This window comes from Kosakonia pseudosacchari (assembly GCF_900184035.1).
GTDB classification, from domain to species: Bacteria; Pseudomonadota; Gammaproteobacteria; order Enterobacterales; family Enterobacteriaceae; genus Kosakonia; species Kosakonia pseudosacchari.
Window position 1 is genome coordinate 119823 of record NZ_FXWP01000013.1, and the last position, 22920, is coordinate 142742.

21 protein-coding genes are annotated in these 22920 nt (G+C 54.3%); 10 read left to right on the top strand and 11 right to left on the bottom strand.

Annotated features, from left to right (window positions below):
- Window positions 1-568: 568 nt before the first annotated feature.
- Window positions 569-2278, bottom strand: coding sequence for a pectate lyase (locus tag BN2591_RS10550; RefSeq protein ID WP_086871276.1), 1710 nt, complete (start codon window positions 2276-2278; stop codon window positions 569-571).
- A gap of 73 nt (window positions 2279-2351) precedes the next feature.
- Complete coding sequence (locus BN2591_RS10555) at window positions 2352-3053, bottom strand: oligogalacturonate-specific porin KdgM family protein (RefSeq protein WP_065369098.1); 702 nt, start codon at window positions 3051-3053, stop codon at window positions 2352-2354.
- Between the two features lie 810 nt (window positions 3054-3863).
- Between BN2591_RS10555 and BN2591_RS10560 the strand changes: the two genes are divergently transcribed.
- Window positions 3864-4400 carry a helix-turn-helix transcriptional regulator gene (locus tag BN2591_RS10560; RefSeq protein ID WP_086871278.1) on the top strand — a complete coding sequence of 179 codons (537 nt, stop codon included), beginning with the start codon at window positions 3864-3866 and terminating at the stop codon, window positions 4398-4400.
- Window positions 4401-4452: 52 nt separating this feature from the next.
- Here the strand turns inward: BN2591_RS10560 and BN2591_RS10565 are convergent, their stop codons facing one another.
- Both BN2591_RS10565 and BN2591_RS10570 read right to left on the bottom strand, forming a co-directional pair.
- Window positions 4453-5346, bottom strand: a complete 894-nt coding sequence (locus tag BN2591_RS10565) for a proline iminopeptidase-family hydrolase (protein WP_086871280.1) — start codon at window positions 5344-5346, stop codon at window positions 4453-4455.
- A gap of 84 nt (window positions 5347-5430) precedes the next feature.
- Window positions 5431-6186 carry a LuxR family transcriptional regulator gene (locus BN2591_RS10570; RefSeq protein ID WP_086871282.1) on the bottom strand — a complete coding sequence of 252 codons (756 nt, stop codon included), beginning with the start codon at window positions 6184-6186 and terminating at the stop codon, window positions 5431-5433.
- Between the two features lie 265 nt (window positions 6187-6451).
- Between BN2591_RS10570 and BN2591_RS10575 the strand changes: the two genes are divergently transcribed.
- Genes BN2591_RS10575 through BN2591_RS10595 form a run of 5 tightly spaced genes read left to right on the top strand, consistent with a single transcriptional unit; the run spans window position 6452 to window position 11741 of the window.
- Entirely contained in the window at window positions 6452-7390 is a 939-nt protein-coding gene (locus tag BN2591_RS10575; RefSeq protein ID WP_020456889.1) for an ABC transporter permease, read from the top strand.
- Window positions 7387-8232, top strand: coding sequence for an ABC transporter permease (locus BN2591_RS10580; protein ID WP_086871284.1), 846 nt, complete (start codon window positions 7387-7389; stop codon window positions 8230-8232). Before BN2591_RS10575 ends, BN2591_RS10580 begins: the two co-directional genes overlap by 4 nt.
- Window positions 8229-9209 carry an ABC transporter ATP-binding protein gene (locus tag BN2591_RS10585; RefSeq protein WP_086871286.1) on the top strand — a complete coding sequence of 327 codons (981 nt, stop codon included), beginning with the start codon at window positions 8229-8231 and terminating at the stop codon, window positions 9207-9209. The genes BN2591_RS10580 and BN2591_RS10585 overlap by 4 nt, the downstream gene beginning before the upstream one ends.
- Entirely contained in the window at window positions 9209-10246 is a 1038-nt protein-coding gene (locus BN2591_RS10590; RefSeq protein WP_086871288.1) for an ABC transporter ATP-binding protein, read from the top strand. Before BN2591_RS10585 ends, BN2591_RS10590 begins: the two co-directional genes overlap by 1 nt.
- A complete protein-coding gene (locus BN2591_RS10595; RefSeq protein WP_017455766.1) occupies window positions 10227-11741 on the top strand; it encodes an ABC transporter substrate-binding protein in 1515 nt (504 codons plus the stop codon). The genes BN2591_RS10590 and BN2591_RS10595 overlap by 20 nt, the downstream gene beginning before the upstream one ends.
- Window positions 11742-11781: 40 nt before the next feature.
- Here BN2591_RS10595 and BN2591_RS10600 read toward each other — a convergent pair whose 3' ends face one another.
- Complete coding sequence (locus tag BN2591_RS10600) at window positions 11782-12714, bottom strand: nucleoside recognition domain-containing protein (protein ID WP_086871290.1); 933 nt, start codon at window positions 12712-12714, stop codon at window positions 11782-11784.
- A 314-nt stretch (window positions 12715-13028) separates the two neighbouring features.
- Between BN2591_RS10600 and BN2591_RS10605 the strand changes: the two genes are divergently transcribed.
- Together BN2591_RS10605 and BN2591_RS10610 are read left to right on the top strand one after the other, a co-directional pair.
- A complete protein-coding gene (locus BN2591_RS10605; RefSeq protein ID WP_086871292.1) occupies window positions 13029-14333 on the top strand; it encodes a hypothetical protein in 1305 nt (434 codons plus the stop codon).
- Between the two features lies 1 nt (window position 14334).
- Window positions 14335-14739: a hypothetical protein gene (locus tag BN2591_RS10610; RefSeq protein ID WP_086871294.1), complete on the top strand. Its 405-nt coding sequence runs from the start codon at window positions 14335-14337 to the stop codon at window positions 14737-14739.
- Between the two features lie 45 nt (window positions 14740-14784).
- Here BN2591_RS10610 and eitC read toward each other — a convergent pair whose 3' ends face one another.
- The 3 genes from eitC to eitA are packed head-to-tail and all read right to left on the bottom strand — an operon-like array spanning window position 14785 to window position 17581.
- Complete coding sequence (gene eitC / locus BN2591_RS10615) at window positions 14785-15543, bottom strand: siderophore ABC transporter ATP-binding protein EitC (RefSeq protein ID WP_086871296.1); 759 nt, start codon at window positions 15541-15543, stop codon at window positions 14785-14787.
- Window positions 15540-16580, bottom strand: a complete 1041-nt coding sequence (locus BN2591_RS10620; RefSeq protein ID WP_086871298.1) for a FecCD family ABC transporter permease — start codon at window positions 16578-16580, stop codon at window positions 15540-15542. The genes eitC and BN2591_RS10620 overlap by 4 nt, the downstream gene beginning before the upstream one ends.
- Window positions 16577-17581 carry a siderophore ABC transporter substrate-binding protein EitA gene (gene eitA, locus BN2591_RS10625; RefSeq protein WP_086871300.1) on the bottom strand — a complete coding sequence of 335 codons (1005 nt, stop codon included), beginning with the start codon at window positions 17579-17581 and terminating at the stop codon, window positions 16577-16579. The genes BN2591_RS10620 and eitA overlap by 4 nt, the downstream gene beginning before the upstream one ends.
- Window positions 17582-17787: 206 nt before the next feature.
- Here eitA and BN2591_RS10630 point away from each other — a divergent pair, with 206 nt between their 5' ends.
- Window positions 17788-19029: an MFS transporter gene (locus BN2591_RS10630; RefSeq protein WP_086871302.1), complete on the top strand. Its 1242-nt coding sequence runs from the start codon at window positions 17788-17790 to the stop codon at window positions 19027-19029.
- Here the strand turns inward: BN2591_RS10630 and BN2591_RS24265 are convergent.
- The 3 genes from BN2591_RS24265 to BN2591_RS10640 form a co-directional block, all read right to left on the bottom strand.
- Window positions 19026-19124, bottom strand: a complete 99-nt coding sequence (locus tag BN2591_RS24265; RefSeq protein ID WP_017455774.1) for a YoaK family small membrane protein — start codon at window positions 19122-19124, stop codon at window positions 19026-19028. The genes BN2591_RS10630 and BN2591_RS24265 overlap by 4 nt on opposite strands.
- Before the next feature lie 104 nt (window positions 19125-19228).
- Window positions 19229-19462 carry a KTSC domain-containing protein gene (locus BN2591_RS10635; protein WP_017455775.1) on the bottom strand — a complete coding sequence of 78 codons (234 nt, stop codon included), beginning with the start codon at window positions 19460-19462 and terminating at the stop codon, window positions 19229-19231.
- Between the two features lie 400 nt (window positions 19463-19862).
- Entirely contained in the window at window positions 19863-20342 is a 480-nt protein-coding gene (locus BN2591_RS10640; protein ID WP_086871304.1) for a hypothetical protein, read from the bottom strand.
- A 1309-nt stretch (window positions 20343-21651) separates the two neighbouring features.
- Here BN2591_RS10640 and BN2591_RS10650 point away from each other — a divergent pair.
- A complete protein-coding gene (locus tag BN2591_RS10650) occupies window positions 21652-22539 on the top strand; it encodes a LysR family transcriptional regulator (protein WP_086871308.1) in 888 nt (295 codons plus the stop codon).
- Window positions 22540-22920 lie beyond the last annotated feature (381 nt).

Genomic DNA, 22920 nt, shown 5'->3' on the forward strand with positions numbered 1-22920 from the left:
TCCCCGGTAATAGAAATTACCCTCAGGTTGGCATTGCCCCAGCTCTCTGGCTATTTCACCCTCCATGACATTCTGACCAGAACGCGATTGGCGTTAATAAAACGGTCTTTTAATTTTTTGAAAAGATGTTCTATTTTGTGGATATTGATATCAATCAACTTAAATATAATTAATCAGAGTGCAGAATATTATTCCTGGACTTCGATCACATAAACTATCTGAATTCATAACAGGCGTCTATTATTTTTCAGCAATTACTTGAAAAGGTTATTTCTATCGGCTACCAATATTTAGTTTGAGTTAAGTCTTATTAAATTCAATTTGATGATTATTTCTTAGTGACCGGATAATAAGGTCGCTATCTTATTTAATCCGCGTTAAATAAAATTGTCTGCTAATAATACGCAGGGAAATTCCGGGTTGTTATATCCGGGATTACGGTGACTAATACATTTTTTGTTCGACATTATCGCTGAAAAGGCGTCATGAACGCCGCCAGAATAGCATGCGAAGGGAAAAAAGCGGGGCAAAAAAACCTCCCACGGGCGCGCCGTGAGAGGTGAAGGGATTACTTTTTACCGTTAGGTTTCAACTGTTCACCCGGTTTGAGCATGAACAACTCATCATCACGCGTGGAGTAGCGCACGCTGCCATCCGCCAGCAGGTACGCGCCTTCGGTAAAGCCTGCGCCGTTAATAAATGGCGCAACCGCATCGGGTTTGCCGCGCATGGCCGCTTCCAGCGCCAGCAGCGCATACGGGGCGATATTGTCGACATTGGCATAGATATACTGTGGATCATCGATGAAAAAATTATTCAGCCGTTTTGTCGCCAGAATATTGTCCGCCACTTTATCGGCCAGCGTCAGATATCCTTTGTCGCCCGTAGATTGCCAGAGATCGATCAGCGCAAAAATGGCATACGGCTCGCTGTTTTTAGTGTTCAGATCCAGCTTGCTATTTTTGCCACCCGGCTCTCCGATATCACCCAGCCCCTGGCCTTTGGCAATGCCGCGCGCCACTTTCCATATCTCCGCGTCCGGCGCCAGTGTCCAGGCGCGGGCATAGGAGAGCAGGAATTCATTTCCTGCCGGATAAGGCTTTAACACGGTGCCTTTCTTGCCGTAATAACCGTCACGCGGCAGCGTGTAGTTCGACAAGTCGGTGCCGTTTGCCAGCATCGGGCGGAAGGTGTTGGTTTTCTCATCATAGGCGTAATGCGCAAAGGCTTTCAGGCCATCAAGCGTCCACTTTTTGATGTCGTTGCCCTCCGCGCCCAGCGATTTTGCCAGCGCTAACTGCATCAGAGCGTTTTCGGAGTAGAGCGTGCTGGTGCGGCCTTTCAGCATCATATTGCCTTCCAGCGCGTCGGGACCAAATTCCGGGCCAAACTGGCGCTGTGCGCGATCGCCATATTTCGAGTTGGTATCGGTGTCGTCGGTGGTTTCGGCGCGTTTCAGCGCTTGCGTAAATTGATAAACGCCCAGCCCGGTTTTTTTATCGCGTGGCAACACATACTGCTCCGCCAGTCGCTTCGCCCAGGTGAGCGCGCCTTTTTCGCCATCGTATTGATACAACAGCGAAGCTGAATAAATTAAGTCATTGCCCGCATTAAGAAAGCTCAGCCCTTTGGTGGCGAAGAATGGCGGTTGCTGTTCAAAGTGGCTGGCCCACAGTTTGCCCATCTCTTTGCCGTATTCGCCGTGGCGGCTGGTTTCGAGAATTTTCCAGTCGTACACATGTGCGTTCCAGAACGCGCGTATAAAGCGGGCGGTTGCCGGTTTATCCACGGCAAACATCAGGTCGTAGAAGGGGTAGGCATTTTTCAGTTCATGAACCATCTCTTTTTCGCTTGGCCCTTGCGGTTCAAGCGTTTTCAGATCGATAAAGCGGTGCCCGCCCCATAACAGCAGCCCGCTTTTGTCCTGGTAATGCTGGAAGTAGTAACGGACATTATCCTCCGCCCGCTTTTTATATTTCGCGTCACCCGTCAGGTTGCTCAGACCCACCAGCACGCGCATCAGATTCTGCTGTGCGGAGAAGTTGGAAAGTACCGCCGTTTTTCCATCCGGGAAGACCCACTCCATCTGTTTACCGGTACGCGGATCAACGCCATCTGCCAGCAGTGGCACATTGCTGTGATATTTGTCACCGGCTTTATCAATGACCGTGTCAGCAAACGCTTTTACGCTGCTTAAACGTGCGCTCTCCTGCGCAAATGCCGTGCAGGAGAAAATACCGAGAAGACCGACCGCCAGTGCTATTTTTGACAGTTTCATTATTCGCCTCTTAGCTAAAAATAAGGATTTCTGCCGAAACCCTTATTTATGTTTGCTACCCTGCAATGATTAATTAGAAATTATATTTCACACCGACACGATAACGGGTCTGACGCTCATCGGTATATTTGCTGCCGGAAACGTTGCCGACCGCAATATACGGAGACCAGTTTTTATCAAGTTTGTATGTCAGTTTGAGATCGTGCGTCCAGTCGTAGTTTTCATTATCTGCAATCAGTACGCCGGCGGACGTGGCATGTTTGTAATCCAGTTCGTAATCGAGTTGGTAATCACCGAAAATTTTCCACGACACGGCGGCAGTCAGGTTATAACCGTTTTCGCTGGTGTCTTTTGCCGTGCCGATGTTGTTGGAATTACGCTTGAAGTACGGGCGGTAGCGCAGCGTTGCGCCAACGTCATTGCTAAAGTTCACTTTGCCGCGCAGGTACGGACGATAGTTGTTTGACGTGGAGCTACTGTCGAGTGAAAAACCCGGCTCAATCTGGAAGGTGGGGTTAATTTTATAGACGTAGCTGGCCACCACTTCAGTACCATTACTGACCGTCTCGTGATACGCCTTATCTTTATTTTGCGAACCTTTCCATTTGCCTTCCAGCGATAAACCAAAACCGTTAGCAAAACGATGCGACATTAATAAACGATCTTTGTGGTTATTACCGCCGCTATCATTTAATTCATGGCGATAATCAAATGTTACCGCCTGAGCGGCAATACTCATAAAAGGTACAGTAACTAATAACAAAGTGCGCAACATAATATCCCCTATTATTTATAGTCAAAAGGTACAAGATGTTCTCTGCGAAAAATGCAGATGGTTTTAATTCAAAGAGGAATGGTTAATTCACTCTCAGTGCAAATTGATATAATTAGCAAGCATAATAATTATGCCGAATATAGTTTCGTTTCAGTTATTACCGATCACAACAGCAACGCTAACGTTACTTTTAAAGTGGCGTGTGGTGCCGGGTGCCTCCCGGTGAATTGAGTGCCGATCGCCTCAATCCGTCCATAAAAATGAAACTTTATTGAGGATAACCTCATATCAGCATGACCCCTCCGCTTAGGGGGATTCACCACACAAAATACGGTTTTGTCTGCATTAAGATATCTTTATCCTATCAAGTGGAACGGACTTTTACACAATTTGAAATGATGTTTTGAGACTGAGATCGAACATTTAAAAGTAGAAGGGAAATTATTATTTTGCGGGTTATAAAGATAATCTTAATTGATTAAAGCTATTTAAAATCAAGTGATTAGCAAAAATGCATGCAAGGGTGTATGTATGCGTTTTTGTAGGGTTTAGCGCGCTCAATAAATAGCGCCATAAATTTATTCCTGGAATAAAAGGCGAACATTTGACACAAAATGCAATACACTGAGCCCATCAGGGAGAGTGAGGAAACGAAATCAGGGTGATGGGTGTTGTCGCAAACTAAACAAACATTAAACGAGCCAGAATCACACTTGATCTGACTGAACGCATCCCGCACATTCAGGAAAAAGACCATGCCTCCGTTAGCGGAGAGGAAAATAATAAAACATTACCCTCTGGAGTACCTACATGACTATCTACGGGAAGGATCGCCTTTTCATTTATGGTATTGAGAAAATACTCAGACAACTAAGCAGGGAAAAGGGCAGCCGTTTTTGCAGTGGTGCGCCTGCTATATATGTCACCACGGGAATGGACATCGTGGAAATGTACTCGCTGTTTTTCTCCCGTCCACCCGCGCACTACTCGATTTTTATCTCCTCAGAACGTCATTTCGACTCGCTGTCGCTACTTTTCCCGGGTCTGGTGAAACTGTGTCTGGCCGAAAGGTTACGCGTCGAAGAGCTGCGTCAGGCGCTGGAAGTGATGAGTTTGTTATCTGCACAGAATCAGCAGCCGGGTTACAACCACGGCACATTTAAATTCACCAGCGCCGAACAGCAAATTATGCGTCTGCTGCTGCGCGGACATTCGGTGGAGGATATTGCCCGCATTCGCGGCGTCAGCCCGACCACCGTCAGCGTGCAGCGTAACGGGTTAATGAAGCGCACCGGCACCAAAAGTTTGCAGGCGCTGTGTTCGCTCTACACCGCAATGCGTGCATAAAAAAAGCGCCTGGCCGGCGCTTAACAACACAACCTGGTGTGGGCAAACAGCCTCAGCATGTGGCCAGTAAAAAGTCGCTGACGGTCTTCATGCACAACGGCCGCTCTTCGACATGGGGCATGTGGCTTGAGGATTCAAAAATCACCCACTGCGCCCCGGTAATGTGGTCTTTAAAGGGTTGCACCACTTCCGGCGTGGCTTCGTCGTAGCGACCGGAAATCAACAGGGTTGGCACGCGCACTTGCTTTAACCGGTCGATAATCGTCCAGTTTTTCATGCTGCCAATGACGTGGAATTCGGTGGGGCCATTCATCGCGTGGTAAACAGTGGGGTCCGCCTCCATGGCGTCAAAGGTGCGTTGCACCTCCGCAGGCCACGGGTTTAGCCGGCATACATGGCGCTGATAAAATACCTGGCTTGCCGCTTTATATTCTGCGCTATCCACCGTGCCCGCCGCCTCGTGCGTTAACAACGTGTCCTGCACATCTGGCGGTAATTGCGCGCGTAGCTTCGCCGCGCCTTCCAGCCACAGCGCCATTGATGCCGGTGAGTTGGCGATCACCATCGCTTTCAGCCCCTGCGGCTGCGTCACCGCATGTTCTGCCGCCAGCATCCCGCCCCAGGACTGGCCGAGCAGCGCATAGTTATCGGCAATCTCCAGTGCCTGCAGCAGATGGTTGAGCTCATCAAGAAAAAGACCGGGTTGCCAGAAATCGGGGCTTTTATCCGGCAGATGGGTTGAACGGCCGTTACCCACTTGATCGTAGTGGATCACCGCCCGGCCGGTCTCCGCGATATCTTTGAATGCATCAACGTAGTCGTGGGTGCAACCGGGGCCGCCGTGGGCCACCACCAGCGGCGTTAGCCCGTTTTGCAGATCGCCGCAGATGCGAAACCAGGTCTGATATTCCCGGAAGGGAACGTAGCCTTCGCGAATGGTATACATAGTTGACGTCTACCCTGTTAAGTGAACTGGCTTTCAGGGTAGAACGCCGAAGGCGGCGCTGAACACTAGCAAAATTGCTAGTTATTAGCTGTCGAGCAGACGGTAGTGCAGCGCCCGCACCACCGCCTGTACGCGGTTGGTCGCGCCCAGTTTCTTTGCCGCCGTATTCAGATGCAACGTCACGGTTGCCACCGAGCGGTGCAGCTTGCGGGCAATCTCTTTCGCCGTTAATCCTTCGGCTGACCACGCCAGACACTCGCGCTCGCGGTTGCTCAATTTGACGTGGCGGCAGGTGAGCATTGAGGCGTCAAACAGCGGAAAGGCAGACTCCTGAAAACGGTGGGCGATAAAGGTTAATTGCGCCAGCGTGTCGCTGATATCGCGCGCTTGCTGCTGGCTGGCGACAATGCCGGTCAGGGTGACAAACCCGCCGTGGGGCAAATGCAGTGGCACCGTGGCACCGCAGGGCATATTGTGATCGCGCATGTAATGCGTCACTTCCTGGGTGTTATCATCCAGCCTGCCATTCAGCGCTCCGCTGTCCGGGCGTTGATAGGACCAGACAAACGGCGCGCAGCTCTCCAGCGCGAAGTGTTGCACCGGGTCAACCTGGTAGTACCCGCGCTCGCACCACAAGCGACGCATATCCTCCGGCACGTTACGCATCTCCAGCAGCGACGGGGTAATCAGCGCCCCTTCCAGCGAGCGCGGAACCGGCGTGTAGTCATAAATCACCGCGTCAAAACCCAGCGCCTGCGTCTGGGTAAATAGCCCGGCAAACGCCTCCTCAAGCCTGCTGCCATTAGCAGCAGCAGGGTTTTCAATGTTGATTCGCATCATTCCCCCTCGTGGTTGACGGTGCCACACCACGGGCACGCTTTGTGCAGATGTCTCCCGTGGCGTGATGAAGGCATGCAATTCCGGTGCCGTCACGCGCGAGAGGCAAAACTAGTATTTTTGCTAACTACCCAGCCTCCTTTGATGCCGCTAGCGTAAAGAAAACGCCCGACGAACAAGGCCGGGCGCAGATAAACAGGGGAGTGGCGCACCATCGCGAGGCGTTTTTTTAACCTTACGACCCCGCATGCACCACAGGAGAATTCTGATGCACCGTTATCGTTTTTTGTTATTCCGGCCATTGCAGCTACTGCCGGTGTTGTTGGGAATAAGCATCATCACGTTTGCGATGGTGCGCGCGATCCCCGGCGACCCGGCGCGTATCCTGCTTGGTGTGCGCAGTACGCCAGCGGCACTGGCGCGCATCCGTGCGCAGTTCGGGCTGGATGAACCCCTGTGGGTACAGTATGGCTACTTTCTGCGCAATCTGGTGCAGGGCGAGCTGGGAAAATCGATCGTCTACCGCATCGATACCCTAAAACTGATTAACTCCCGCCTTGAACCCACTCTATGGCTGGTGCTTGGCAGCGTGCTGCTGGCAGTCATCTTCACTGTGCCATTGGCTGCGCTGGCAGCGCGTCAGCGCGGACGCATCGCCGACCAGCTTATTCGCCTGTTCACCACCGCCGGCCTCGGTTTCCCCGCCTTTTGGCTTGGCATCATGATGATCATTGTTTTTAGCGTGGTGCTGGGCTGGTTCCCGGTTTCCGGTTACGGCAGCGATTTTGCCGACCAGTTGCACCATATGGTGCTGCCGTGTCTGACCGTCGCGCTGGCCTTGTCGGCGGTATTGATCCGCAACCTGCGCGCCAGCCTGCTGATGGAGATGAGCAGCGATTACGTGATGGCCGCCAGAGCGCGCGGGCAGCGGGAAAACCGCATCTTCTGGCGGCATGTATTACCCAACTCACTGGTGCCGACGCTCAACCTGCTGGCGGTGAATATCGGCTGGCTGATTGGCAGCACGGTGGTGATTGAAAGTGTGTTCGCCATTCCGGGGCTGGGGCAGTTACTGGTCAAAGCGATTTTCAGCCGTGACTACATGGTGGTGCAGGGTGTGGTTATGGTGTTTGCTCTTGCCACGGTCGCCGTCAACTTGCTGGCCGACGTACTGACGGTGGCGCTGGATCCGAGGGTAAAACTATGAGCGCCATCAGCGTACTGACCGTGTTGCGCCGCCGTGCGATTCCACAGCAGCACGCCCTTGGCGTTGGGCTGTTGATTGTTGGTATGTGGCTGTGCGTCGCGCTGTTCGCCCCGTGGCTGGCACCGTTTGATCCGATAACCCAGGATGCGACCGCCAGCCTGTTGCCGCCGGGGGGCGCACATCTGTTTGGCACGGATAACTTTGGCCGCGACATCTTCTCTCGTGTGCTGTGGGGAGCCAGGGTGGATCTGCAAATCTGCCTGCTGGGCGTTATCTTTCCGTTTCTGCTCGGCACCACGCTCGGCGCGCTGTCGGGTTATCTGGGGGGCGCGGTGGATGCGCTGATTATGCGCATTATCGATATCGTGCTGGCGTTCCCGTTTCTGGTGCTGATGCTGGCGATTATCGCCATTCTCGGGCCGGGTCCTGGCAGCTTTTACATCGCGATGGCGATGGTTGGCTGGGTCTCTTACGCCCGGCTGGTGCGGGCTCAGGTGTTAACGCTCAAGCAGCGTGATTTTGTGCTGGCGGCGCGCAGCCTCGGTTATGGTCATGCCCGCATTCTGTTTCGCCATCTGCTGCCTAACGCCATGACCGGGGCGCTGGTGTTTTCCATGTCGGATTGTGTACTGGTGCTGTTAAACGGCGCGGCCGTGAGCTACCTCGGCCTCGGCGTGCAACCGCCGACGGCTGAATGGGGCGTGATGGTGGCGGAAGGGCAGAGTTTTATCACCACCGCCTGGTGGATAACCACCTTTCCGGGGCTGGCGATTGTCCTGCTGGCAATGGGCTTCAGTCTGCTGGCGGATGGTCTTGGCGACAAACTGGGAGCGCGCGTATGAGCTTACTAAACGTCTCGCAACTGACCGTTTCCCGTGGGGATGATTGCGCACTGGTGGATAAGGTCTCTTTCCGGCTTCAGGCCGGGGAGATGCTGGGGCTGGTGGGCGAGAGCGGTTCCGGAAAAACCGTGACCTGCCGGGCGTTAATGCGCCTGCTGCCAGGCCAGGGATTAACCATTAGCGGTGGCGAAGTGTGGTTTGGCGGGCGCGATCTGTTGTCGCTCAGCGAAGCACAGATGTCGGCGGTGCGCGGGCGGGAAATTGGCATGATTTTCCAGAACCCGGCCAGCCACTTAAACCCGGTAATGACCATTGGCGAGCAGATCGCCGAAAGCCGCCGCCTGCATTTCGGCGTTAACCGTCGGCAGGCGAAAGAGGATGCCAAAGAGCTGCTGCGCCAGGTGGGGATTCCCGATCCGCAAAACCGTATAAACAACTATCCGCACGAGTTTTCCGGCGGTATGCGCCAGCGCGCGATGATTGCCGTGGCGCTGGCACCGGAGCCGTCGTTACTGATTGCCGATGAGCCGACCACCGCCCTGGATGTCACCGTGCAGATGCAGATCCTGCGTTTGCTCAGCACGCTGCGTGAACAGTTAGGCCTGGCGGTGGTGATGATCACTCACGATCTCGGCGTGGTGGCGCAAACCTGCGATCGCATTGCGGTGATGTACGGCGGGCGTTTATGCGAAGTAGGCGGCAAGCGCGAAGTGCTGGCGCAGCCGCTGCACCCGTACACGCGCGGGTTAATTGATTGCCAGCCCTCCAGCGAAGGCGGGCAGGGACGGCTGGTTACCATTAACGGGCAACCGCCGCTGGCGGGGAGCTTCCCGACCGGCTGCCGCTTTCATCCACGTTGCCCGCAGGCGAGCAGCGCATGCCAGCAGCAGCCTTCGTTACTGTTCGGGCGCGACAGCCTGACACACGCGGCGGCGTGCCATCACGCCTTACAGCCACTGACTTCGCGGGAGGGATAATGTCGACACCGGCAAACTGGCCTTTGCTGGAAGCGGATAACGTCTCGGTCACGTTTCCGGTTTCCGGCGGGCTGCTCAGCAAAAAACGCGTGGTCCACGCGGTAAACCAGGTGACGCTCAAAATCCACGCAGGTGAAACGCTGGGATTAGTGGGCGAATCCGGCAGCGGCAAAAGTACGCTGGGGCGGGCGCTGTTGCAGCTTGAAAAGATCAATGATGGTGAAGTGCGTTTCGACGGTCACCGCGTTACTCACGGTCTGAAAAGCGACATCGCCCGGCTGCGCCTGCAAACGGCCATGATTTTTCAGGATCCATTCGCCTCGCTTAACCCCCGCCAGACAATAGGTGAGAGCATCAGCGAAGTGCTGCGCATCCATCAGAAGGTGCCGCGCAACCGGGTTTGCGCACGCGTTGAAGAACTGCTGACGTTGGTCGGCTTGCGCCCGGAACACGCCGCAGCCAAGCCTGCTCAACTGAGCGGCGGTCAGTGCCAGCGGGCGGGTATTGCGCGGGCGCTGGCGATCGAACCCCGATTGATTGTCGCCGACGAGTGCGTGGCGGCGCTGGATGTCTCCATTCAGGGGCAGATCGTCAATTTGCTGATGGATCTGCGCGAAAAAATGGGGCTGGCGATCCTGTTTATCGCCCACGATCTGGCGATTGTGCGCCGCCTGTGCGATCGGGTGGCGGTGATGTATCTCGGGCGGATCGTCGAAGAAGGCCCCGCCGAGGCGGTCTTTACTCATCCGCGCCACCCTTATACCGCCGCGCTGGTCTCCGCCATCCCGGAAATCGACCCGGATAAACCGTTGCCACAGGAGACGCTTGCGGGCGAGCCGCCGAGCCCGGTTGCCATTCCACAAGGTTGCGCCTTTCATCCGCGCTGCCCTTACGCGCAGGTGCAGTGCCGCACCGGTGCATTACCCCCGACCCGGCAGATTGCCGATCACGCCTGGACCTGTGTGCTGACGCACGCAGGCGAGAAGAGTGTTTTTCCTTTGACTGAGGGATCCTTTGATGAAGCACAAGCAAGTTAAGTTGTTGGCAGCCAGCGTTTTTCTGGCGCTCAGTGTGGTCAGTGAAATGGCGCAAGCGGCTGGCGTTCTGACGATTGGTCGTCGGGAAGACAGCACCACGTTTGACCCGATCAAATCGGCACAGAACGCGGATAACTGGGTCTTTTCCAACGTTTTTGATCCGCTGGTGCGCGTCGATAAAACCGGCACCAAACTGGAACCGGGCGTGGCAGAAAGCTGGACCATTTCCCCGGATGGCAAGGTCTACACCTTTAAAATCCGCGATACCAAATTCTCTGATGGCACGCCGGTTAGCGCCAGCGATGCCGCCTTCAGCCTGCTGCGCATTCGTAGTGATGAAGGATCGCTCTGGCGGGACTCGTACAGCATTATTGATAAAGCCGAAGCGCCGGATGCGCGCACGCTGGTGGTGACGCTGAAATCGCCGTCTGCGCCGTTCCTGTCGCAACTGGCGCTGCCGAACGCGTCGGTGATCTCCGAGAAAGCGCTGAAAAGTGAAGGCGAAGAAACCTTTGCGGAAAAACCGGTCGGTTCCGGTGCGTTCAGCGTAAAAGAGTGGGTGCGCGGCGAGAAAATCGTGCTGGTGAAGAACCCGAACTACTGGCAGGCAAAAAATGTCAGCCTTGATGAAGTCGACTGGCTGACCATCCCGGATGACAACACGCGCATGCTGAAAGTGCAGGCTGGCGAACTGGATGCCGCGCTGACGGTGCCGTTCTCACGCATTGCCTCGTTGCAAAAAGATAGCAACCTGAAGGTGGAGCTGGATCCATCAACCCGCGAAGATCATCTGCTTATCAACCATTCGCACGGCGCGCTTGGCAAAGTGGAAGTGCGCCAGGCGCTGGATTTTGCCATCGATAAAGACGCGATTGTCAAAACCGTGACCTTCGGTTACGGCCAGGTGGCGAATTCCTATATTCCGGCCGGTGCGCTCTATCACTACAACGACAATCTGCGTCGCCCCTACGATCCAGAAAAAGCGAAACAGATGCTGAAAGCGGCGGGTGCTGGCGATTTGACGCTGAATTATGTGGTTAACGCCGGGGATGAAGTGGATGAGCAAATCGCCATTTTGCTGCAACAGCAGCTGGCGAAAGCGGGCGTGAAGGTGAACTTGCAGAAAGTCGACCCCAGCCAGAGCTGGGACATGCTGGTGGCCGGTGAATACGATATTTCGGTGATGTACTGGACCAACGACATTCTCGACCCGGATCAAAAGACCACCTTTGTGCTCGGCCATGACACCAACATGAACTACATGACGCGTTATAAGAACGACAAAGTGAAAGCGCTGGTGGCGGCGGCACGTGTCGAAATGGATGCGAAAAAACGCGAACAGATGTATATCGAGCTGCAAAAAATGGCCAAAGCCGATGTGAACTGGATCGATCTCTACTACAGCCCGTACCGCAATGTGACGCGCAAAAATATTGAAGGTTTCTACCAGAACCCGCTCGGACGTTTCTTCCTCGAAGATACGGTGAAGAAATAGAACAGGCTGCCGGGTGCGCAATGCGTCACCCGGCGTACACTTAAAACACCATCACATGCAAAACCGTGCGCACCAGAATGCCGACAATCGCGCCCGGCAGCGCAAAACGGAACAGGCGCACAAAGCGGCTGGCGATGCCGAGAAAAATGCCGATACCGGGCAAATCCAGCGTCTGCACCAGAAAGCCTGCCGAGGCGTTGATTTGCTCAGCCGTTAACTGCCCGTGCTGCACCATTTCGGACGCCACGCCAAAATACGCCGTCCCGCCCGCCAGACATTTGGTTAACGCCAGCAACACATACACTGTAGAAATATGGAAAAACGACAGCAGCGGTGTGAGCAACGTGGTTAAGGCTTCCACCACGCCTGCGGCTTTCAGCAAACCGACCACCGTTAACGACAGCAGCAGCATCGGCAGCGAACCCAGCGACAAGCGGATGGCATCTGCCCCTGCGCCGTTAATCACCGCAATTAACCCCGCGCGCGGTTTATCCTGGTGCAATTCGCCCTCTTCATCGCGCAGGCTGGCAGTCGAAAGTTTTCGCCCCGACACATAATAGGTCAGCGTGGACGCGGCAAGCCCGCCGATAAGCGAAATCACAATCGCCATCCCCCAGTGCAGGCCGAACGGGGTCAGCGGGTAAAAGACGTTGGCCTGGCCCATGGCGAACAACATCGCCAGCGTGGCGGCGAGATGGCGATCGGATGTGCCTCTTCTTTCCATAATCGCCAGGGCGGCAAGTGGGGCGGCGAAACTGACAAAGTTAAGCTGGATAAGGGCGAAAATTCCCATTCCGCTGATACCAAAAGGTTTCAGAACGGGTGAGGTGAGGCGCACGATGCCATCTAAGACCCCTTTCTCCTCCAGATATTTCATCATGATGAGCATCACCACCATGATGGGCAGCAAGGTATATAACGCAACATCTACGGAAACCTTGCCCGCCGACATGATGATTTCAATGATATTCATTCCTGACTCCGGTGATTTTTTTCCCCGCTATAGTACACCCGACAACCGTCAGGGCAGGCGCTTTCACACCATTGTATTTACTTATTTTCCTGGTAACGGGCTGCGCGTGTTGCCGGGCTACGCGATCTGGTAGGTGCGGCTAAAAAGCGCTGCAAACGTGGCATGCTGGCGAAAACAGAAAAGAAAAACCCCGCCGGTAAAAAGGGGGCGGCATTGCGGCATCGGCGATATGGAAATTTCACTTAATATTCGCCGCGCACTGCCGATAACCCCATTTTATGCCCGGGCCGCAATGGGATGATTCGAGGTCGCTGATGGGACTGAATATTTTTAAAGCACACAAGCAAAAAAAAGAAGCAGAAGAGATTGTGGTGAATGCGCGTTTTAAAGCGCGGCTGGCGGAAGAGGGGCTGGAAGAGGCCAGAAACACCTCTTCCACGCTTATCAATACCTTGCTCGATCAGAAAAAGCGCTACGCGGATGAGGTTATCCCGCAGGCGTTAACTGTGCTTGAGAAGTGCCAAAAAGTTAACCGGCTGGAGACCAAAGTCTCGCAGGATGTGTTAGATAATTTTGCCCGCTACGACGCGCCACAATTGCAAACCCAGTCGGTAAAAATGACCGAAATCATTGGCACCGGGGTGAAAGGCACGGCGACCGGCGCGGCGCTCGCGCTGGGCTCGATGAGCGCGGTGTCGACATTCGGCGCGGCATCTACCGGCACTGCGATCGCGTCGCTTTCCGGCGCCGCCGCCAGTAACGCTACGCTTGCCTGGTTTGGCGGCGGCGCGCTTTCCGCCGGTGGCGCAGGAATCGCTGGTGGCACCATGGTGCTGGGCGGCATTGTGCTGGCGCCGGTCGCCATTTTCGCGATGCTGAAATACAGCCAGAGCGCGGAAAAAAAGCTCACTGAAGCGTATGAATATCGCAGCGCGGTTAACAAGGAAGTGGCAAAAATCAATGCGGTGATCGACGTGGCGAAGGCTATTAACCAGCATATTTCGCTGTATGCCTCGACCATTGAAGGCATTGCCCGGCGCCTGCAGACCAGTTACCAGATGCTGGATCAGGCACTCTCAACCAACGTTGCGCACGAGCGTGTCGTTTTCCTGAAACTCCAGACCGTGCTACTGGTAAAAGCGATGAAACAGTTGCTGGCGATACGCCTGGTGGACGATGAAAACAGCCCGACGCCGGAATCGGTAACGGTGGTTTCTCATGCGCAGGCCTTCACCGAGGAGCGTGTGAACACGCTGGTGACGAACCTGATTGCCGCAAATGATCACATGACCACGGCCAGCGATGTCTCTTCGCTCGCGCCTGGCGAGCAGAGCGCGCTCTATTTCTGGCTGGCAGATAGCCAGAAACGCAAAGCGTCTGCCGATGACGATGAACCGTCGTTTCTGGTGTGGATGGTGCTGTGCCTTCTTTTTGGCGCGCTGGGGTATTACCTGCACAGCATTGAGTGGACTTATACCTCGCTTGTCGCCTTTTTGTTCAGTTTTACCGGTTTTTCCGGGGCGTTAGGTCGTCTGTTTAATTTTGACAGCTCAGGACTGGTGGGCACGGGCATTCTGGCCCTGATGGGATACGCAGCTTATTTATTCTGGTGGGCATAAGATGAAAGCACTGTTTAACGCCTCGAAAGTGGCGGCAAAAGCGTCGCCGTTACAGGCGGCATCGGCGGCGAAAGAGATTTTTGACGCCTGGCGTGATCTACAAAAATACCGTGCGGAACAGGAAACGATTCGCCATCAAATCACCCAGCAAACCGAAGTACAGATTGCGCGTATTCAGGCGCAGAAAGAGGTGTTGTTGCAGGCGTTGAACCAGGATTTCGCGCTGCGCCAGACCTCGCTTACCCAGACGTTTGCCGTGCTGGATAAAGCGCTGGAAACGAACAATCTGGATCTGTTAGATAAATCGTTAGGCGCGATTGTGGCCATCACCCAGCAATCTTCGGTGGTGTCGCTGAAATCGTTACATGCCACCTTGCAGGACAGCCGCAACATTATCGACCTGTAAGCCCGCTTCGCGCCAGAACAGTGCCACGTTCTGGCGCGAAGGCTTTCACAAAAAGTGGATATGCTTTTTACCGTGATCGGGTGAGATCTCAATGCGTGCCCGCACCTGAAACACCTCGGCCAGCATGGCTTCCGTGAGCACGTCATCCGGCGTGCCGCGCGCCACAATTTGCCCTTTTTGCATCACGACCAGCGCATCGCAGAACATCGCCGCGTGGTTCAAATCATGGATCGCGACAATGCTGGTCACCGGCAGTTCGCTGATAAGGCGCATTAACTGCATTTGATGGTGGATATCGAGATGGTTGGTTGGCTCGTCGAGCAAAATTTCGCTCGGCGCTTGCGCCAGCGCACGGGCAATATGGACCCGCTGGCGTTCGCCGCCGGAGAGACTTTGCCAGCCCTGCTCGCTGTGCTCCAGCATGCCCACGCGGTCAAGCGCCGCGGTCACTATCTCATCATCGTTGTGCGACCACGGGCTAAAGGGCGAGTGGTGCGGAATGCGCCCCAGCTTTACCACATCACGCACGCGAATGTTGGCTTCCGTTGCCGCATGCTGCTCAACAAACGCCACCCGCTGCGCCAGCGCTTTTTTTCTCAGCGTTGCGACATCGTGGCCATCCAGCATCACGCTGCCGTCATCCGGACGGCGCAGCCCGGCCAGAATGCGTAGCAGCGAGGATTTCCCTGAACCATTCGGCCCCAGCAAGCCCAGTGTCTGGCCCCTGGCTACCTCAAGCGAGACGTTATCGACAATGGTTTTTTTCCCTGCCCGCCAGCAGAGATTTTTGGCGCTGATACTCATGCGAATTTCCTTGAGCGATAGAGAATAACCGCAAAGAACGGCACGCCCACCAGCGCGGTGACCACGCCAACCGGCAGGCTTTGCGGGGCAATCAGCGTGCGCGAGGCAATATCCGCCAGCACCATCAAAATCGCACCAGCCATCGCACACGCCACCAGTAACTGGCGGTGCAGCGGCCCAATGAAATAGCGCATGACATGCGGCACGACCAGGCCCACAAAGCCAATGGAACCCGCCATGCTGACAATGGTGGCGGTGATGAGCGCGGTAACGGAAAAGAGGATCAAGCGTACCGCGCCTACCGGAATGCCCAGCGAGGCGGCCGCGTCATCGCCAAAAGTAAAAGCGTCCAGCGCTTTGGCGTGAAAGAGACACGCCAGCAGGCCAATGATAACCACGACTAATACCAGCTGGAATTCCGGCCAGCGCACGCCGCTGAAACTGCCCAGCAGCCAGAACATCACATCCCGCGCTTGCTGCGCGCTGGCGGAGGTGCTGATGCTGTACGCGGTGATGGCGTTGAAAAGCTGGGAAGCCGCAACCCCGGCGAGAATGGTGCGTTCATTGCCACCGCGCGCGCCGTTAGTCAGCACAGCGACAAACAAAAAGGCGGCAAACGCGCCGACAAACGCCCCGGCGGAGAGCGACACCGCGCCCGCGCCGAGACCTAACACCACCACCGATACCGCGCCGGTAGACGCCCCGGCGGAAACGCCCAGCACATAAGGTTCTGCCAGCGCGTTTTTCAGCAGGCTTTGCAGCACCGCGCCGCAAATCGCTAACCCGGCACCGCAGCAGGCGGCAACCAGCGCACGGCTCAGGCGGAAGTCCCAAATCACCGTTTCATGAATACGGTTTAGCGGCTCACTGGTCAGCCCCAGTTTGTTACTGACGGCGTAAAAGGTGGTTCTGAGCGGAATCGCCAGTTCACCCACGCCGACGCTGACGGCAATCACCAGCCCGAGCAGCAACAGCGATAACAGCAAGAGCACAACGTGCTGCGCTTTTTTAAGCAGAGCCGGTGAGGGCGTGGTCATTTATCCAGCCCCAGCTTCTCCAGTTGCGCGCCCACCTGTTCTGCGCCGTAGAACGTGCGGATGGTCGGGTTCATCGCCTGGCCGTCCATCACCACGATATGACCTTTTTTCACCGCCTCAAGCTGGCTGACCGCCGGATCGCTTTTCAGGAATTTGATCTTCTCTTCCGCGCTGTCCAGCGCCCAGCGGTTACGATCGAGACTGGAGACAACAATCACGTCCGGGTTAGATGCAATAATGCTTTCCCAACTGAGCGTCGGCCATTCGCTTTCTGAGGTGATAGCGCTGTGCCCGCCAAGCAGGCTGGCGATATAACCGGAAGCGCTGTTCTTGCCGCCGACATAAGCATCCGCCGAGGGCGATGCGCTGGAGAACCAGAAAACAAATGACAGGTTTTTCTTGCCGTGGCCGAACTTGCTGCGCAGCGCTTCTTCACGCTGTTTGAACTCAGCAATCAGCTTTTCTCCGCGATCCTGCACATCGAAAATTTCGGCCAGATCGCTGATCTCTTTGTACAGCAGTGATGGATTCCACAAGGTATGGCGGCTGCCGTAAATATCGCCGTTATCCTGTTTGGTTGCGCAGACGCCCGGCGAGAGATAACTGTTTGCGCCAATGGCGGATAAATCCTCGCGCTTCGCCACTTTGCTGTCCGGCCCCAGCAGGATCGGCAACTGAGCGGCTACGAAATCGGGCTCCTGGGCAATGATCGACTCAAGCGTTGGGATCTCGACCGTCAGCACTTTCACTTTGGCATTCTGCGCGGCCAGCTGCGGCAGCACTTTGGTCGGCCAGAACGCGCTGGCAACCATTTTGTCCTGCAAGCCGAGCAGCAGCATAATTTCTGCCGTGTTTTGCCCCAGCGCGACCACGCGCTGCGGCGCTTTGTCGAACGTAACCTGCACACCACAGTTTTCAATGGTCAGCGGATAATGGGTGGCTTGCGCCAGTGCTGAACCCGCAAACAACATCCCCAGTGCAAACAACGATTTTTTAAACATTGGCATCATCATGACCTTGAGAAAGAGTAGTTTTTGTAAATGCAAATCATTCTTATGGCGGCTCTTATACCGAGCGGCATGGGCCTTGTCAATATGGGGAATTATCAATAAAGACCTTGTTTTTACTGTGTATTTAAAGAGAGTTGCCAGCAGGAAATTTCCCCGGTATTAAAGACCCTTGCACGTTTTGCTGACCTGGACCGTCCATGCTTGCCCAAATTTCTGCCTCGCCGAAAGTGACCTCGCCGTACCTGCTCGCCGGCAGCCAGCTGATTTTTAATATCGGTTTTTATGCCGTGGTGCCATTTCTGGCGATCTATCTGCGCGATGATTTGCTGCTTTCCGGTTCGCTGATTGGCTTGATCATCGGCCTGCGCACATTCTCCCAGCAGGGAATGTTTTTATTAGGTGGCGCGTTATCGGACCGCTTTGGCGCAAGGGTCATTATTTTGTGCGGCTGCGTGGTGCGCATCAGCGGCTATCTGCTGCTGGCATTTGGCGGTGAACTGCTGCCGGTGGTGCTGGGTGCCTGTTTAACCGGTGTTGGCGGGGCGCTGTTTTCTCCGGCTATCGAAGCGTTGCTGGCGAAAGCGGGCACACAAAGTGAAAAAGCGGGAAAACGCAGCCGCGCAGAGTGGTTCGCGCTGTTCGCCATTTGCGGCGAGCTGGGCACGGTGCTCGGGCCACTGCTGGGTTCGCTGCTAGCCGGTTTTGGTTTTCAGCGCGTGGCGCTGGCCGGGGCGGGCGTATTTGTCGTGGCTCTGCTGGTGCTCTTTTTCTGCCTGCCGGGCGGCAACGGGAAAACGGAAACGCTGCATATGCTGCCGTGGTGGAAAACCTTTCGCAAACCGCGTTTTGTCGCGTTTATGGTGGCCTACAGCGCTTATCTGTTCAGCTATAACCAGCTTTACCTGGCGTTGCCGGTTGAACTGAGCCGCTCGGGCAGCAGCGAGAAAACTCTCGGTCCGCTCTTTATGCTGGCCTCGGTACTGATCATCACGTTACAGATGCCGCTGGCGCGGCTTGCCCGCCGTATTGGCGCGGCACGCATGTTGCCGGTGGGGTTTGCACTACTGGCAGCGTCATTTATCAGCGTCGCACTGTTTGCCGCGACACCGGCGCCGGAAAACTGGCAGCGCTATGTACCAGCCGCCTGCATGGTGACGCTGTTAACGCTCGGGCAAATGTTGATTGTTCCGGTGGGGAAAGATCTGGTGCCGTGGTTTGCGGATAACCAGAACCTCGGCGCGCATTATGGCGCACTGGCGTCGATGGGGGGCGTCACGGTGCTGGCGGGAAACTTCCTGTTAGGCGGGCAACTGGATAACGCACTACTCCCTTCTGCGGCGGCGAGTGTCGCCTGGATGTGGCTGGCGCTGATCCCGTCGCTCAGCGCACTGGCCATGATATTTATCTGCCGCCCGATGGCGAAACACGTCGGACGTTAGCTGCCCGGCGTGGCGTAACCGCCAGCGATAAACCACGTCAGAAAGGCGACGGCGACAATAAAAACCAGGATAGGAAACGCAATACCAATTCTCATAACACCTCGTTACGCTGTCGCCAGCATGAGTACGCACCAAACCGCATCGTCTGCGGGCAGACAACGTTAGCACAAACGCGGGCAAAAAATTACCGCATCAGCGGTTAAAAACGGCTTTGATTTGCCTGCTCGACGGTAATTTTCAGGTAGCTACTGGCGATGTGTTCGCGGAAATAGTTTTCCTGCTCGTGGCTCATCAAAAAGGCCTGCCAGGTTTTAGGCGGCACGCCAAGATATTGCTCAACCCGGCCATTGCTGTGTTCAAGCTCAAGTACGCTGGAGTTTGGATCGTATCCGGCGGCGCGCAGCGCGCGGCAGGAAAGGGGATGTCTTTTCATAATGTGTTCTGCTCAACGTCAATGTCAAAGTTGCACTTCTGTTATTGCTATCGGCAGCGCGTGCAGAAAATTTACACTGCGGCCAGGGATTTAGCGCCGTGCCGTTTAGCCCGCGTTTATTAAAAAGGTGTGTCAGACGCAGCACGGGGGAGCTATTTTCTGTGTATCGCGTGGTGTCGCGGTGTGAAGCAGACGCAGGCAGCACGTTTCACCGCATGATCGCAGCCGTCCGGATCATCGGGCAGATGAAATGCACGTGTTCATGCTTCAGCGCGGCAAACCGCAATGGCGCAGGTTGATGAAAAGGGAATAGCCCGGTGCAGTGGTGTCATGGACTGATCCACACGTTAAACCGTGCCTTCACGAAGCAGGAGAGCACGGTTTTCGCGGCGAGCGGCGGTCAGCTAAGTAACGAGATCCAGTCGCTGGGGATATCCGTAAAGAAGGTGGCTTCCTGCGTGGCCGTTCTTGTGCCCACGATAACGTATTGGCTCAAATCAGGGTTCACGTCGGTTAAAATATAGTACGGCTTGCGCCCATACATATGCCCCTGATCGGGCAATTGTGCTCCCACGCTGCCATCGAGATTAAATTCAAAAAACAGCGCACTCTGTGGGGCGGTGATGCGATATTTATGTGTGCCATAGGAGGCACCATCTTCAATACATGAGGTCGAGACAGAATCGCCTTTGGCATTACTGATGATATAACCGCCAATATCCGCGAGGCTTTTAAAACCATTGGTGACAATAAGCTGCTGAATATAGGCAATAGCCTGGGCAGGTGTTCGCCCCCGGCACGATTCAATGCGCGGCTGGAATCCTGCTTTTTGTATTTCTGAAATGACGCGGTTATCGCCGCGATAATAAATAGATGGCATCTCTGTATCTCCTCATGATTACGATGGGGTTTATCGTACGGTGCAAGCGTTTAATGTTGCTTTATCGGGTGCACAATCAAAATTAAAAAACAGCATGCTTCTCATTGGTGATATGTGCTCTGTATAGCGGAGTTGTATTTATATCAACGTATTTTGTTGAAGGTTTAAATATTACCCGCTGCCGCATTATTATCCGATAACTACTTAAAGATAACGGGGGGAATAAAAAAACAAATCGGGCTTTTGGCGTAGACCTTTTATCCGGGCGTGGAAACTATTCATCTGCCTGCATCACCTCTGCGCTTTGCGGGCAAAGAACACACATAATTACATCGGTTGCAATTAACGTAACTAACTGAGTGAAATGCGAAAAATATTGATGTGGTAATGCAAAAAACTTAAAAAATGCTGGTGAAAGAACGCCACGCTTTTATCGGGTGCAAAGAATTGTTCTTTGCACCAAAGGTCTGTTTATTCGTCGTGTTGAGTAGACGCGACAGAAGTTTTTTCCGTGTGCAGTTTTATAAATAGATGCACAACAGGGATGGCGTAAACCACAAACAACAGACAGTTAACGGCAAATAACAGTAAGGTGTAGCTATCGACCGTCAGGAGGATGTCTAATGAGAAGATTCGTAATATTACATCCAGTATTAACCTGGATAACAGGCTGGAAAGGTAATAGTGGGCGTAAGCAAGAAACAGAAAACAGAACAAAAGCGTGTAGTTATCGCTATCGTTTGTTTTACTTATTCTGAATGAGGCATAGTAACGGTTTATTAAAAATCCTATTTCTTTATTATTCGATACAAATAACAGCACTGCAAACACCGAACACATGACTATTATGAAAATATTCTGCACCTGGTTCGTAAGGGGTAAGTCTGCCATCACCGTATAATAGGAGTAAGCGTAATAGCCAATGGATAAAACAGACAGCAGTAACAAAATTTTTCGTATCATTTTTCTCATCCGCGGTTTCCCGCTTAAAACACATTCATCTATTTGCATTGCCAAAGCATTGGCCCACCGATATGACTAACGGCATACCGCCTGCAAACTTTATAAATAAATTGCAGGTGCCGGCGAGCGCAGGCAGCAAAGCGCCAGACCTCGTGCTCCTCCTTCGGCATGACCGCGATTTCATGACTGCGTGACGCTTAAACGGCAGCGTCACGGAGCCTGGATTCACACAAAAAGCAGAAAGCGCCCGTCTGACAAAAACACAGGGTGTGGACGCAACGCTGTTTTGCCAGGCACATTTCTGAAACAATGCGCGTTACGTTTCACAAATCAAGCAGTTGAACCTATGGACAGAGTGATGGCGGTGGTGGTGTTTAATCGCATCTGCGAGCTGGGAAGTTTGAGCGCTGCTTCGCGGGCGCTGGGCATTTCCCGCCCGATGGTCAGCCGCTACCTTGATGAAATGGAAAAATGGGCGGGTGCCCGGCTTATTCACCGTTCGTCCCGCCGCCTGACGCTTACTCCAGCCGGGGAAAATACGTTACAAAAAACGCGACAACTCGCGCCGTTGTTTGGCGATATTGAAGGGCAATCGACGCGGGAAACGCCCTCCGGTACGTTGCGCGTTGCCTGCGCCCACTTCACGGCCAGCCATATTATCGGGCCGGTGCTGCCGGATTTTCTGGCGCGTTACCCGGCGTTAAGAATCGAAGTTGAAGTGGGAAACCACCCGGTCAACCTGATTGGCGAACGCATTGATTTGGCCATTCGCATCACTAATAACCCGGAAGCCGGGGCGATAGCCACCCGTCTCGGGGAGTGCCGCTCGGTACTTTGCGCATCGGCGGATTATCTGCGCCTGCACGGTACACCGCACACGGTGCATGAGCTTGCACACCACAACTGTCTGCACTATAGCGGTTTCGCCGGGCAGTCATGGCACTTTACCGATGGCGCACAAAACAAGTGGGACGTGATGGCGAACGGCAACCTGAGCGCGGGGATCTCCGCTGTGCTGCGTGATGCGGCGATTGCCGGGTGCGGGCTGGCGCTGGTTCCGGAACGGGAAGCGCAGGACGCGCTGAATAATGGGCAACTGGTGAGGATATTACCCGATCTCGAACCGCAACGACTGGGGATTTATGGTCTGTATCAGTCTCGCGAACATCAACACGCCGCGCTGCGGTTATTTATGGATGCTATCCGCCAGCAGTTAACCAGTGCGCCAGAATAAATAGCCATTTTATGTGGGGAATTCACCGTGTAATAACGATGAAAAATCTAAATATAATCGCGGTGTTGCGTACTCGTGCTGGCAGTTCGCGGCAGCGCCATTGTTTTTCTTAGGTTTAATCTCATCGTTAGCATTTAATTATTTGTGCTGTTGAGACCCGTCTTATTTTTTTGTCAGCTATTGACGGCTGCGGTTATTTATCGGTTAAATGAAAGCCCGCCCGCAGTGAGTGAAACTAAAATGGTGATGATGAACCTGGCGTTGATAGGCGTGCTGCTGATCGTTATCGCGTATTCTTTTTACAGGCACTTTCGGCTTGTGCGCTCAAGAAAAGTGGGTCAACCGCGTAAATACAGTAAAAAGACTTAACGGTATTTAATG